12 protein-coding genes and 1 tRNA gene are annotated in these 13,888 nt (G+C 53.9%); 9 read left to right on the plus strand and 4 right to left on the minus strand.

What is annotated here, in order from left to right; translation table 11 throughout:
- The first annotated feature begins 145 nt into the window (after nt 1-145).
- Both QBD29_RS10350 and QBD29_RS10355 read left to right on the plus strand, forming a co-directional pair.
- Nucleotides 146-1,945: an IlvD/Edd family dehydratase gene (locus tag QBD29_RS10350; RefSeq protein ID WP_280098018.1), complete on the plus strand. Its 1,800-nt coding sequence runs from the start codon at nt 146-148 to the stop codon at nt 1,943-1,945.
- A 46-nt stretch (nt 1,946-1,991) separates the two neighbouring features.
- The gene (locus tag QBD29_RS10355) at nt 1,992-3,242 is read left to right on the plus strand and encodes an NAD(P)/FAD-dependent oxidoreductase (protein ID WP_280098019.1); all 1,251 of its coding nucleotides are present in this window, start codon (nt 1,992-1,994) and stop codon (nt 3,240-3,242) included.
- Between the two features lie 48 nt (nt 3,243-3,290).
- On the opposite strand, the gene QBD29_RS10360 is transcribed toward QBD29_RS10355, so the two are convergent.
- Nucleotides 3,291-3,378, minus strand: a tRNA-Ser gene (locus tag QBD29_RS10360).
- Nucleotides 3,379-3,686: 308 nt separating this feature from the next.
- Here QBD29_RS10360 and QBD29_RS10365 point away from each other — a divergent pair.
- From QBD29_RS10365 to QBD29_RS10395, 7 genes are read left to right on the plus strand one after another with little or no spacing between them, the layout of a single operon-like run.
- Nucleotides 3,687-4,568 (plus strand): SPOR domain-containing protein, encoded by an 882-nt coding sequence (locus tag QBD29_RS10365; protein WP_280098020.1) that lies wholly within the window; start codon nt 3,687-3,689, stop codon nt 4,566-4,568.
- A 59-nt stretch (nt 4,569-4,627) separates the two neighbouring features.
- Nucleotides 4,628-5,755: a D-alanyl-D-alanine carboxypeptidase family protein gene (locus QBD29_RS10370; protein WP_280098021.1), complete on the plus strand. Its 1,128-nt coding sequence runs from the start codon at nt 4,628-4,630 to the stop codon at nt 5,753-5,755.
- Nucleotides 5,755-6,378, plus strand: a complete 624-nt coding sequence (tmk, locus tag QBD29_RS10375; RefSeq protein WP_280098022.1) for a dTMP kinase — start codon at nt 5,755-5,757, stop codon at nt 6,376-6,378. Before QBD29_RS10370 ends, tmk begins: the two co-directional genes overlap by 1 nt.
- Complete coding sequence (locus QBD29_RS10380) at nt 6,366-7,499, plus strand: DNA polymerase III subunit delta' (RefSeq protein ID WP_280098023.1); 1,134 nt, start codon at nt 6,366-6,368, stop codon at nt 7,497-7,499. The genes tmk and QBD29_RS10380 overlap by 13 nt, the downstream gene beginning before the upstream one ends.
- A gap of 32 nt (nt 7,500-7,531) precedes the next feature.
- Nucleotides 7,532-8,332, plus strand: coding sequence for a TatD family hydrolase (locus tag QBD29_RS10385; RefSeq protein WP_280098024.1), 801 nt, complete (start codon nt 7,532-7,534; stop codon nt 8,330-8,332).
- The gene (locus QBD29_RS10390; protein WP_280098025.1) at nt 8,332-9,129 is read left to right on the plus strand and encodes an MBL fold metallo-hydrolase; all 798 of its coding nucleotides are present in this window, start codon (nt 8,332-8,334) and stop codon (nt 9,127-9,129) included. Before QBD29_RS10385 ends, QBD29_RS10390 begins: the two co-directional genes overlap by 1 nt.
- Nucleotides 9,126-10,064 (plus strand): AEC family transporter, encoded by a 939-nt coding sequence (locus tag QBD29_RS10395; RefSeq protein ID WP_280098026.1) that lies wholly within the window; start codon nt 9,126-9,128, stop codon nt 10,062-10,064. The genes QBD29_RS10390 and QBD29_RS10395 overlap by 4 nt, the downstream gene beginning before the upstream one ends.
- 86 nt (nt 10,065-10,150) lie before the next feature.
- On the opposite strand, the gene QBD29_RS10400 is transcribed toward QBD29_RS10395, so the two are convergent.
- The 3 genes from QBD29_RS10400 to QBD29_RS10410 form a co-directional block, all read right to left on the minus strand.
- Entirely contained in the window at nt 10,151-11,425 is a 1,275-nt protein-coding gene (locus QBD29_RS10400; RefSeq protein WP_280098027.1) for an ABC transporter permease, read from the minus strand.
- Nucleotides 11,426-11,429: 4 nt separating this feature from the next.
- Nucleotides 11,430-12,695: an ABC transporter permease gene (locus QBD29_RS10405; protein ID WP_280098028.1), complete on the minus strand. Its 1,266-nt coding sequence runs from the start codon at nt 12,693-12,695 to the stop codon at nt 11,430-11,432.
- A gap of 72 nt (nt 12,696-12,767) precedes the next feature.
- On the minus strand, nt 12,768-13,850 hold the full coding sequence (locus QBD29_RS10410) for an ABC transporter substrate-binding protein (RefSeq protein WP_280098029.1): 1,083 nt from the start codon (nt 13,848-13,850) through the stop codon (nt 12,768-12,770).
- Between the last annotated feature and the right edge of the window lie 38 nt (nt 13,851-13,888).

Here is a 13,888-nt window from a genome sequence, read left to right on the forward strand (position 1 = left end):
GCTCGATTTGGCCTCTTGTGAATTCAACACGCCAAGGCGCGAATTTATTCGCTCGATTGTTGCACAGATTTGTCAATCCAGTCTTTACCAATTCGACCAATCGCGGCACTCTACCGCAAACCCCAATTCAAAGGTTAATTTCACCGTGTCCACACAGAAAAAACAGATCAAGCTGCGCTCCCAAGATTGGTTTAACAATCCAGATGATATGGAAATGACCGCGCTGTATCTGGAACGCTATCTGAACTATGGCCTAACACGCGAAGAATTGACCTCTGGCAAACCCATAATCGGGATTGCCCAAACAGGCAGTGACCTAAGCCCCTGTAACCGCCACCATATTGAACTGAGCAAGCGTGTTCGCGACGGTGTGATCGCGGCAGGTGGAACGGTCATCGAGATTCCAGTTCACCCGATCCAAGAAACGGGTAAACGCCCAACCGCCATGCTGGATCGCAACCTGGCTTATCTCTCGCTTGTGGAAACGCTGTTTGGTTATCCCATCGACGGCGTCGTGCTGAACATTGGCTGTGACAAAACCACTCCTGCCCTGTTGATGGCCGCCGCCACGGTGAACATCCCCGCAATCGCGCTTTCTGTCGGCCCCATGCTCAACGGCTGGTACAAAGGCAAGCGCACGGGATCGGGCACAATCATGTGGAAAGCCCGCGAATTGCACGCCAAAGGCGAAATTAACGATGCGGAAATGGTTGAACTTGTAGCCTCCTCCGCACCCTCCACAGGCTATTGCAACACAATGGGCACCGCCACCACGATGAACTCTTTGGCCGAAGCATTGGGCATGCAGATGCCAGGTTCCGCGGCCATCCCCGCCCCTTACCGTGAACGGGGTCAAATGGCCTATCAAACAGGTCGGCGCATTGTCGATATGGTCTGGGACGATCTGAAACCCTCTGACATCATGACCCGCGAAGCCTTTGAAAACGCAATTGTCATCAATTCAGCCATTGGAGGCTCTACCAATGCGCCCATCCATTTGAACGGCATTGCCAAACACTTGGGTGTTTCCCTGACCAATCAAGATTGGCAAAACGTAGGTCACAAAATTCCATTGATGGTAAATCTGCAGCCCGCTGGGGAATACCTTGGCGAAGATTACCACCGCGCAGGCGGCGTGCCTGCTGTGACGGGCGAACTGATCCGCGCTGGCCTGCTGCCTCATCCCGATGTGGTTACAGCCAATGGCCGCACCATGGCCGAAAACTGCGCCGATGTCGAAATCGAAAATACCGATGTGATTTGGCCTGTGTCCGCCCCCATGGTCGATGCGGCAGGGTTTATCAATCTGACGGGCAACATTTTTGACAGCGCGATCATGAAAACCTCTGTCATTTCCGAAGAATTCCGCACGCGGTATCTGGAAAATCCCGACGATCCCAACGCAGTCGAAGGCACAGCCGTTGTTTTTGACGGGCCTGAACAATTCCATGCCACCATCGACGATCCCGCGCTTGGTATTACCGAAAATTCCATGCTGTTCATGCGTGGCGCTGGCCCATTGGGATATCCAGGCGGGGCCGAGGTGGTGAACATGCGCGCACCCAGTTATTTGTTGAAACAGGGTGTAACATCCCTGCCCTGCATCGGGGATGGCCGTCAATCTGGCACATCAGGCTCTCCATCAATCCTCAACGCCTCCCCCGAGGCTGCCGCGGGTGGCAACCTTGCTATTTTGCAAAACGGGGATCGCGTGCGTATTGATTTGAACACCTGCACTGTGACCATGCTTGTGGATGACGCTGAAATCGCAACGCGCCACGCCGCCCTAGAAGCCGCAGGTGGTTATGCCAGCCCTGACAGCCAATCCCCATGGCAACAGTATTTCCGCGAATTGGTCGAACCCTTTTCCGAAGGCATGACCCTACGCGACTCCACCAAATATCAATCCATCGCACAGAAACACGTTCCCCGGAACAATCACTAACCTTTCAAAAAAAAACAGAAGGGTAAGCTGCGAAAAGGACGCCGTGATGTCAGTTGAAAAAATAAACACACTTGTTGTTGGTGGCGGCCAAGCAGGCATTGCCGCAAGTGAACACCTGTCGAACTTGGGCATTTCGCACATTGTGCTTGAAAAAGACCGCATCGCCGAAAGATGGCGCACCGCCCGCTGGGATACGCTCGTTGCAAACGGTCCCGCGTGGCATGATCGCTTTCCAAATTTGGAATTCAACGTTTCTGGCCCCGATGATTTTCCGAACAAAGACGAAGTGGCCGACTATTTCGAAGCATACGTCAAAATGATAAACGCCCCCTTGCGCACTGGCGTCGAAGTAATCAAAGCGGCGGCGGTAGCGGGGGGCAACGGCTATCACATCGAAACCACAAACGGGACGATCCATGCTCAAAACATCGTCGCTGCTACGGGTCCGTTTCAAAAACCAGTGTTCCCTAAACTAATTCCAGAAGACCCCGATCTGCTGCAGATCCATTCAAACGCTTACAAAAACCCCGCTGTCCTACCAGATGGCGGTGTTTTAGTGGTTGGCGCGGGATCATCAGGGGCACAAATTGCAGAAGAGTTGATGACCTCTGGTCGCGATGTTTATCTGTCTGTTGGTCCCCATGATCGACCACCGCGTGCCTATCGCAACCGAGATTTTGTCTGGTGGCTGGGTGTGTTGGGCAAATGGGATATGCAAACGCCAGGTCCGGGCACAGAACATGTGACCATCGCGGTTAGCGGAGCCAATGGTGGCCGCACCGTCGATTTTCGCCGCTTTGCCGCGGGCGGGATGAAACTTGTCGGCATGACAGGTTCGGTGGAAGATGGCGTTTTGCACTTCGCCGATGACCTTGCGAAAAATATCGCCAATGGGGATAAAAACTACCTCTCTGTCCTCGACGAAGCAGACGCATATGTAGACAGAAACGGTCTTGATTTACCGCTTGAACCGAGCGCACGTGAAAGCTGGCCTGATCCAGATTGCTTAACCAATCCGATCCGCACCCTGAACCTGAAAGATGCAGGTATCAAAACCGTCATCTGGGCCACAGGTTATGTGCAAGAATACGATTGGCTCGACGCCGATGTGTTTGACACCCAAGGCAAGCCCCAACACAAACGCGGCGTCACAGATCAGCAGGGCATCTACTTTCTTGGCTTACCATGGCAATCCCGCCGTGGTTCGTCTTTTATCTGGGGCGTTTGGCACGACGCAAAATTCGTCGCGGATCACATCAAAACCCAACAAGTCTATCTGGATTACAAACCGTCCTGAAAGGGTTTTGGGCCAAAGGCCCGATAGCGCATCGTAATTTAAGGAAAATGGCGGAGAGACAGGGATTCGAACCCTGGGAGGCTCTCACCTCAACGGTTTTCAAGACCGCCGCATTCGACCACTCTGCCACCTCTCCGCTTTTTGGGTGCGTGCTTGTCGTTCGCTCGGTTTTCGTAATTGCGATGGACCCAAACTGCAACCCTCTTTTTGGCAAAAATTCACCTCTTTGCCACAGGCGCATCACATGGGGGGCAACACAGCTAAGCAACACACCGCTGGTAAATAGATCACAGACGATTAACAGGCTTCCAAAACACCATTGAATGTGGTTAGTGTGTGGCTAAATCCACGACACAGTGGAGTAAAGGCAGAGCATAGGCGACAGTTTTGGATCAATCGGCGTTAGATCGATGTCCCAAATGCGCGGTACAGGAGACAGGTCTCATGGGTAACGGTATGATTTTTTCATCCACTGGCAAAGTGGGCGTTTTGTTGGTTGCAGGGTTTGTTTTGGCAGGCTGCGAAGACGGGTTTCAGGGACTGAACTTTGGCAAAGGCAAATCAGCAGAAGCCGAAACAAGCGCACCAAACGCAGGTGCAGGCAACAAAATCAAACTGGTCGAGCGAGACGTCGAAGCCCCCGAAGTGTTTGAAAAGAACGAAAACGCGCTCTGGGATGGTCGCCCGTCATTGGGCGGTGTTTGGGTTGCGCACGCAGACAGCAAACAGCCTGAACGTGTAATCATCCGCAACGAAGCCAACAACAAATTTGTGATCGGTGCCCTGTTCCGCCGCGAACGCGCCAATCCTGGTCCTGCGTTGCAACTGTCATCCGATGCAGCTGCCGAATTGGGTGTGCAAGCGGGCACACCAACCAAACTGCGCGTCACGGCCCTGCGCCGTGAAACGGTAAATGAAACACCTGTGGCCGAAGACGTCACACCAAATGTAACCGAAACTGTCGCCGCTACGGATTTGGACGCTCCAGCATCCGATGACGCTGCATTGCAGGCACAAATTCTGGCCTCGGTTGCAGCGGCGGAAAACAAAGCAAAACCAGCAGAAAAACCTGTGGCCAAACCCACCGCCGCCAAAGGCGCGAAATATGTGCAGATCGGTTTCTTCAGTGTTGAAAACAACGCGAAATCCAACGCCAAAGCCATGCAAGCCAACGGAATTCCCGCAACTGTGGTGAAATCAGAATCCAAAGGCAAGACATTCTGGCGCGTCATTGCAGGCCCAGCCACCACACCAACCGAACAGCGCCAGCTGCTTGGCATGGTAAAGGGGCAAGGCTTTGCCGATGCCTATCTTGTGAAGGGCTAAGGCTCTTCCATTGCTCCTTTCGCTTGTCTAAAGTCAGGGCAACTTGAACGGAGCAATCAATGCGCTTTGCACATCTATTTACGGGCTTTGTGATTTGGCTTTTGGCCGCCCTGCCCGCCACCGCCTTTGACACAATCGCCACATCTGCCTTGGTGATGGATCAAACGAGCGGCACAGTCTTACTCGCCAAAAACGAAGATCGCCCCGTGCCCCCTGCGTCTATGTCGAAATTGATGACTTTGAATATGCTGTTCGAAGCCTTGCAAGATGGCCGCGTGAACCTTGATACAAAATTCACCGTGTCAAAAAATGCCTCTGAAAAAGGCGGCTCGAAAATGTTCGTCAAACAAGGGGACCGGATCAGTGTGGAAAACCTAATCCGTGGGATCATCGTGCATTCGGGCAATGATGCCTGCATCGTTGTGGCCGAAAACCTTGCAGGGTCCGAAGCCGATTTTGCCCGCATTATGACGGCACGCGCCCGCAAACTTGGCATGAACGAAAGCACATTTGCCAATGCCACAGGCTGGCCTGATCCAAATCACCGCATGAGCGCCCGTGATTTGGTGTCTCTGGCCAATCGCTTGATGACGCAATTCCCTGAATACTACGGCTATTTCCAAGAACGCAGTTTCACATGGTCCGATATCACGCAATCCAACCGCAATCCGCTTTTGGGTCTGGGCATTGGCGCAGATGGCCTTAAAACGGGGCACACATCCGAAGCTGGTTACGGTCTTGTGGGCACAGCACGTCAAGGGGATCGTCGTGTGATCCTGATGATCAACGGCTTACAGAGCTCTGGCGAACGCGCCCCTGAAGCAGAGCGCCTGATGAATTGGGCCTTTCGCCAATTCGCACAGGAGACCTTGATCAAAGCGGGAAAGAACGTCGCCCAGGCAGAGGTCTGGCTGGGCGAGACAAGCACTGTGGCGTTGGAGGTTGCCGATGATATTTCGGCGCTGGTTCCTTATTCCTCGCGCGACAGCATCACAATGAGCGTCACGTATGACGGCCCTATCCCCGCCCCGATTAAAAAAGGCACGGAACTGGGCGTGTTGAACATTGAAATCCCCGATTTGCCATCCCAAAGCTACCCTGTATTTGCGGCAAGCGATGTAGAATCTGGTGGCATAATGAAACGTTTGCGCGTCTCGGCTGACAAACTGATGAAGGCCCTTAATTAGTGTCCAAAGGTCTGTTTATTACGTTCGAAGGCATTGATGGCTCGGGCAAATCCACCCAAGCACGCCTGCTTGCTACCCTCATGCGCGACTATGGCGATGGTGTCATTCACACCCGTGAACCAGGGGGCAGCACAGGGGCCGAAGATATTCGCCGCTTGCTCGTCGAAGGGGATCCGGGCCGCTGGTCGCCAGAAACGGAAATTCTGTTGTTCACCGCCGCGCGGCGCGACCATCTGGAACGCACCATTGCCCCCGCTTTGGCAGACGGCAAAGTCGTCATTTCAGATCGGTTCGCGGACAGTACGCGTGTTTATCAGGGCGTGGCTCGTGCCGATTTGCGCGACACAGTGGATCAATTGCACACCCTGATGATCGGGCGTGAACCGGATTTAACCTTCATCATTGATATGGACCCAAAAGTCGCCCTTAATCGTGGCTTGGCCCGCAATTCAGGCGAAGACAGGTTCGAAGACATGGGCCTGCAATTTCAAATCGACCTGCGCCAAGGTTTTCTGGACTTGGCCAAACAATTCCCAAATCGCTGTCATGTCATTAACGGCAATCAATCCCCAGCAACCGTGTCTGGCGACATTCAAACTGTGATTGAATCATGGCTCCTTTAACAAGCGATGACATTCCCGAACCGGATCGGGCCGCAGGTGCGCCGCATCCACGCGAAACCCTACGATTGTTAGGTCAAGACAGCGCCCAAGCCAGTTTCCTTGATGCCTACAACAGCGCACGAATGCACCATGCTTGGCTCATCACGGGTCCACGCGGTGTGGGCAAGGCCACCCTTGCATGGCGCATCGCCAAATTTCTGTTGGCACAGCCCGAAAACGATACAGATCAGGACAGCATGTTTGGCGCCCCCCCTGCCCCGACCAGCCTTGATCCTGATGAAAACCATCCCGCAGTACGCCGCGCTATGTCCCTTGGTGAACCACGCCTGTTTCTGTGCCGCCGCCCGTGGGATGAAAAGGCAAAGCGCCTGAAAAAAGACATCACCGTGGACGAAGTGCGTAAGCTAAAGTCGTTCTTCGCGTTGTCCGCCGCTGATGGTGGCTGGCGCGTGGCTATCGTGGATGACATGGATCAGATGAACACCTCAGCGGCCAATGCGCTCCTCAAGGTGCTCGAAGAACCACCAGAAAAAACCATCATCCTATTAATCAGCCACCAACCTGCGAAACTCTTGCCCACCATTCGCTCGCGCTGCCGCAACTTACGATGCAACAGCCTTTCTGCCCAAGATCAGGCAGAGGCATTGCAGCAAGCAGGATACGAAGACCTCAACAGCCACGCCACGGCTGAACTTTCAGGCGGATCTGTCGGAACGGCTCTGCGTCTGGCGCAGTCAGATGGGGCGGAACGTTACGCCGCGCTTGTGACACTCGCCAAATCTGCACCGGGGCTGGATCGTGCCACGGCCGTGACCCTCGCGGATAAATGCGCTGGGGCTGCAAATGCCGAAATCTTTGATGTCACTGTCAACCTGATCGACCTTTTGCTGACCCGCCTTGCGCGATTTGGAGCCCTGCAACCAAACCAGTGGACTGATGCCGCCCCAAACGAATCCGTAACCCTTGCAAAACTCGCACCAACGCCGCACGCCGCACGCAATTGGGCCGATCTGGCCCAAGACCTGTCCGCCCGTGTTGGTCATGCTCGCGCAGTAAACCTTGACCCGTCGAGCGTGATCCTTGATATGTTGCTCAAACTAGACGACGCCGCGCGGTCCTAATCTGCATCGGCCACGGCCCAAAGTGCAAAGACATGACACCAACCATCGTAGACAGCCACTGCCACCTCGATTTTCCCGATTTTGAAGGTGAAATCGACGCCCTCATTGATCGCGCTGCGCAAGCTGGCGTCACCCGTATGGTTACCATCTGCACAAAGCTAAAGAACGAGCCAACCGTGCGTGCCATCGCCGAAGCGCACGCGCCCATCTTTTACGCCGCAGGCACCCACCCCATGAGTGCAGCTGATGAACCGCTCGCCACTGTGGACGAGCTGATCGCGCTCACCAAACACCCAAAATTGGTCGGCATCGGGGAAACGGGCCTCGATTATCACTACGCATCCGAAAGTGCGCAAATCCAAAAGGACAGCCTTCGCATCCACATTGCAGCTGCCCGTGAAACAGGTCTGCCTCTGATTATTCACGCCCGCGCCGCAGACGACGATATGGCGCGCATCCTATCCGAAGAATACCACAACGGCGCCTATTCCTGTGTCATGCACTGCTATTGTTCTGGCCCTGAACTGGCAAAAACTTCGCTTGATCTAGGATTCTATCTGTCGATGTCAGGCATCGCCACCTTCAAAAACAGCCAAGAGGTACGCGATATCTTTGCGAATGCGCCTGTAGACCGCGTGCTGGTGGAAACTGACGCGCCCTACCTTGCACCAACACCGTTTCGTGGCAAACGGAACGAACCCGCCTATACCGCACATACCGCACAAGTGGGCGCGGATGTGTTTGCCATGAGCTATGCGGATTTCGCCGCGCAAACCACGGCCAACTTTGATCGGCTGTTCACCAAAGCTGCGCAATATCAGGTGGCTGCATAATGGGCGAATATGTTTTCACCATACTGGGCTGCGGCTCATCAGGCGGCGTCCCGCGACTAGGTGGTCACTGGGGCGATTGCGATCCGTCTAATCCGAAAAACCGCCGACAACGCTGCTCACTGCTGGTGGAACGCATCACGGATCAGGGTAAAACATCCGTTTTGATCGACACCTCCCCCGATTTGCGCAATCAACTGCTGAATGCAGACGTCGGCGCGCTCGACGCAGTGGTTTACACCCATGATCACGCGGACCACACGCACGGAATTGATGATCTGCGCATGATCGTGTTCAACATGCGCAAACGCCTGCCCATCTGGGCCGATGCCACCACGCAAAACACCCTGCGCCAACGGTTCGGCTATACGTTTGAACAGGTTCCAGGCACGCTCTACAAACCCATCCTTGAAATGAACGACATGACGGGCCCTGTCGATATTACAGGCGATGGGGGGACGATCACGCTGTCCCCGTTTCTGGTGGATCACGGCCCGATCAAAGCCAACGGTTTTCGCATCGACACCCTCGCCTATCTACCCGATGTGTCTGCAATGAATGATGTGGCTTGGGATATGGTACGCGGGCTTGATATGTGGATCGTCGATGCCCTGCGACGCGAACCCCATCCAACCCATTCCCATTTGGAACAAACACTCGATTGGATCGAACAGGCTGCACCGAAACAAGCGATCCTGACCAACATGCACAATGATCTCGATTACGCGACCATCTGTGCGGAAACACCCGATCACATCACAGCGGCGTTTGACGGTATGCAAATCAGGCTCCCTGCATGATCGAGGTCTTCCTCGTCGTCTTTCCCGTCTTTCTGGTGGTGGGCGCGGGATACGCAGCGGTTTCTTTCAATCTCTTCAAAAATGACTACGCCGATGCGCTGATGAAGTTCACCCAGAACTTCGCCATTCCTTGCCTCTTGTTTAACGCTATTGCGGGCCTTGATTTGTCCGCGGTTTTTAAACCTGCACTGCTTGGGTCCTTTTACACAGGCTCTGCTGTTTGCTTTATCCTCAGCACCCTTGGGGCCAGATACCTGTTTCAACGGCGTTCTGGCGAAGCGGTGGCCATTGGCTTTTGCGCCCTGTTCGCCAACTCGGTCCTACTCGGGTTCCCAATTGTAGAACGCGCTTTTGGCACGGATGCCCTCGGCCCGATCACAGCAATCGTGTCAATTCACGCGCCGTTCTGCTACCTGCTTGGCATCACCGCAATGGAGTTCGCCCGCGCCGATGGCCGCGCACTGCCAGACACAATCAAAGTTGTGACCAAGGCCATGTTCTCAAACGCGCTGATGATCGGCTTATTGCTGGGCTTTTTCGTCAATCTGACAGGCCTATGGCTGCCCCAAGGCATCAGGGACGCGACCGAAATGATGGCCCGTGCGGCCCTGCCTGCCGCCCTCTTCGGGCTAGGCGCGGTTTTGGTCCGCTACGGCATTGCGCCAAATATCGGGGAAACCGCGATGATCCTGTTTCTGCGCTTGGTGATCCATCCCAGCATCGCGCTTATCTTGGCAAGCCGTGTCTTCAATCTCTCTACCGAGGTAACACAGGTCGTTGTCCTTACCGCCGCCATGTCACCGGGCATCAACACCTATGTCTTTGCAAACATGTATGATCGTGGCAAAGCGACCGCAGCTAGTGGCGTCCTGCTTGGCACAGGGGCCGCTGTCGTCAGCGTGACCATTTGGCTCGTCATTTTGCGGGCCCTATAGGTATTTTCTCTTAATAATTTCCGCACCGCAGGCAATCCGCTTGGCCTAATGGCCAAGCATACTGTCATGACGCGCAAGCGTCCCCTTTATGCAGGAGACAACCCGCGCATCCGCTCTGATCGGCGTCGCAGCAATTCCACAACCGTCAGCAGGGCAATCGAGATAATCACAAGGATCGTTGCCACCGCCAGAATGGTCGGGCTGATCTGTTCGCGAATACCCGAGAACATCTGACGCGGGATCGTGCGCTGGGACACATCCGCCAACTGCAACGTCAACACCACCTCATCAAACGATGTGATAAACGCAAACAACGCGCCTGAAATCACACCAGGCAAGATCAACGGCATCTGCACCTTAAAGAAAGTCCGAATGGGGCTCGCGCCCATATTCGCCGCCGCACGTGTCAGGCTTTGATCAAAGCCAACGAGGGTCGCCGTTACCGTGATAATCACATAAGGCGTGCCCAAAACCGCGTGACCAATGATCAAACCAAGATAGCTTTTCGCGATCCCTTTTTCATAGAAGTAAGGAATACGGAAATCGGAAAACGCAAAGAACATGCCAGAGGCGATAATCACCAAGGGCACAATCATTGGTGAAATCAACAGCGCCATGATCGGCTTCTTGAACGGCATTTCAGAACGGGACAAACCAATCGCGGCCAATGTCCCAATGCTGGTCGCCAGCAACGTTGCCATGATCCCAACATAGAAAGAATTGCGAACCGAGCGAATCCACTGCGCATTGTTCCACATATCAGACCACCAGCCCGCAATCGCATCAGGCGCTGCCATACCATTGCGGAAAATATCCGCATACCAGCGCAACGAAAACGCATCACTGTCAAGCGCAAGCATCCCAGCGGTAAAGCTGAAGTAAGGCTCTTGGTTAAAGGACAGCGGGATCACAACAATGATTGGCGCAATCAGGAAAAGAAAGATAAGCCCACAGATCGTACGGAACGTGTAAAACCACAGCACTTCGTTCGATGTCACATAAGGCGGTTGGTTCAAACGGTAATCCCCCGTGGACAACCAAATTGACATGCGCGCCAGAATAAACCCGACGATGCCAACCAGCAGGCCATAGGAAAACCCAAACACGGCCCAACCAAGGGCAAAAAACAACAGCCCGCCAAATGGTCCTGCAAGCTTGCGCGTTTTTAGAAATTTGATCGAAACAAAGGCCAAAGCCGCTGCAATCACCGCCCCTGCAATCAGGTACGGCAGCATCAAGGCAAACTGCCCCTGCGCGGTCAAGAACCCAACGAGCCCCCCAAAGCCAGCAGGCCACGCCAAATTGAACGACATCGGTGGGCGTGGCGGAGTGTAGCGGTATTGTTGTGCAACTGTGCTCATCAGATTAACCCAACTTCATGTTATCAATGCCCACGATCCGATCGTAGAGCCAGTATAGGAACAAGACGATCACCAGCAGCACCGCACCAAGCGCGGCGGCAAGCGACCAGTTCAAAGAGGATCGCATGTGGAAATCAATGATGTTCGAAATCATCGTACCAGACTGACCACCTACCAAGGCAGGCGTGATGTAGAACGAGATCGCAAGGATAAACACAAGGATCCCCCCCGCCCCGATACCTGGGATCGATTGCGGGAAATACACGCGCCAAAATGCGGTCCACGGTGTTGCGCCCATAGATTTTGCAGCACGGACATAGGATGGCGGGATGGTTTTCATCACGGAATACAGCGGCAACACCATAAACGGCAGCAAAATATGCGTCATGGAAATCAGCGTACCGGTCTTGTTGTAAATCAGACTGAACCGATCATCATCGGTCGCCAACCCAAAGACCACAAACAAATCGTTCAGCACCCCCTGCCCTTGCAACACCGCAATCCACGCCGTGGTTCGCACCAACAAGGATGTCCAGAATGGCAACAACACAAGGATCAGCAACAGGTTCGACGTGCGCACAGACAATGTCGAAAGCAGATACGCGATGGGATAACCAAGAAGGACGCCCATTATGGTCACAATGACCGAAATTTGCAGGGTGCGAACAAACAGCTGCAAATTGATGCGGCGATCTTTGTCTTTGCGTGCAATTGAACCATCTGCTTCGACTTTCAGGTCAACTGCAGATGCCAAATACGCCCCAGTAAAGGATTTGGATGCGATCTTCATCGCCTGCCATGTTTCGATGTCGCCCCATTTCTTTTTCTTTGCGATCAAAGCGTCTTTGAATGGCGCTTCCATTTTGGCGGCACTGCGCGCGGAGGACGTGAACAAAGAACGTGTGCCAGACAATTCACGGTTTACGCGCGTTGCAACTTTACCGATTGTCTTGTCTTTGCGCCCTTGCACCAAATCCGCGACCAAAGCCGCATACATTTCTTCTGTGGGTTCCGATTTTCCGTCCCAAGCAGCCAATACGGGCGTGGTGTTGGGCATATACCGCTCATAAGTGTCGTTATAAACGGCGCGGCTCAGAAACAGGACAATCGGGATCAAAAACGCCATCACGATCAGGATCAGCAAAGGGACAACCAACCCAAAGGCCCGCACGCGACTGCGAAACAGGGCTTGGCGTAGCTTCTTCTTAAGGGGTGTCCCATCCGCAGCGGTTAAAGGTCCTGCGGGGTGATCAACTGAGGTGTCTGTCATGGCACTTCTTACGTAACTTTGTGGTGTGGATGGGGCCATAACGGCCCCATCCTGTGTCAGACCGAAGTCAGATTAGTTTGCCAACCATGTGTTGAAACGCTCGTTCAACTCGTCTTGGTTGTCAGCCCAGAATTCAAAGTCGTTCTGGATCGCAGTTTTGAAGTTCTCAGGTGCTGTTGGCATCTGAGGACCCATTGCGAGGTCTGGTTTGTTGTGGAAAGAGCCAACCAGCGGTGCGGAAGACGCACGTGCAGGACCGTAAGAGATGTAGGACGCTTGTGCGGCCAACTGCTCTGTTGCTGTTGAGAACGCGAGGAAGTCCATTGCGGCTTCTTTGTTTGGCGCACCTTTTGGGATTACCCAGAGGTCGAGGTCAAAGATTTGTGAATCCCAAACGATTTCAAAGTCTTGGCCTTCTGCTGCTACAGCGTTGAAGATACGGCCGTTGTAGGCTGTTGTCATTGCAACTTCGCCGTCTGCCAACAGTTGTGGAGGCTGAGCGCCAGCTTCCCACCAAACCACGTCACCTTTGATGGTGTCGAGCTTTGCGAATGCGCGATCAACGCCTTCTGGTGTGCCCAGAACTTCGTAGATGTCTGCAGATGCAACACCGTCAGCGGCCAGAGCCATTTCCAGGTTCGCTTTTGGAGACTTACGCAGGCCACGCTTGCCTGGGAATTTCGCTGTGTCAAAGAAATCAGCGATTGTTGTTGGTGCATTGTCGCCCATTTCAGACTTATCGTAGGCGAAAATTGTGGACCAAACGATGTTTGCAACCGCACACTCGTGCAGTGTACCTGGCAAGAAGTCGTCTGTTGCTGCTGTGCCGTCTGGGGCAGCTGGCAGGATGGATGTGTCGATTGGCTCAAGCAGGCCTTCGTCACAACCGCGAACAGCATCAGACAATTCAACGTCCACGAGATCCCAAGTTACGTTGCCAGCTTCCACTTGCGCTTTAACTTCGGCCAAACCGCCGTTGTAGTCTTCGGAAGTGATTGTTTTACCAGTCTTAGCCATCCAAGGCTTGTGGTATGCTTCAACTTGAGACTTGGTGTAAGCACCGCCCCAAGAAACAACCGTCAGGTCTTTCGCACCAGCAACACCCGCAAACAATGCAGTCGCCGCAGCGCCCATCAATAAAGTCTTAACGTTCATGTGAACTTCTCCTAGTTAGTTTCCCGTTTCTCCCGATA

Source organism: Amylibacter sp. IMCC11727 (genome assembly GCF_029854195.1).
Taxonomy (GTDB): Bacteria; Pseudomonadota; Alphaproteobacteria; order Rhodobacterales; family Rhodobacteraceae; genus Amylibacter.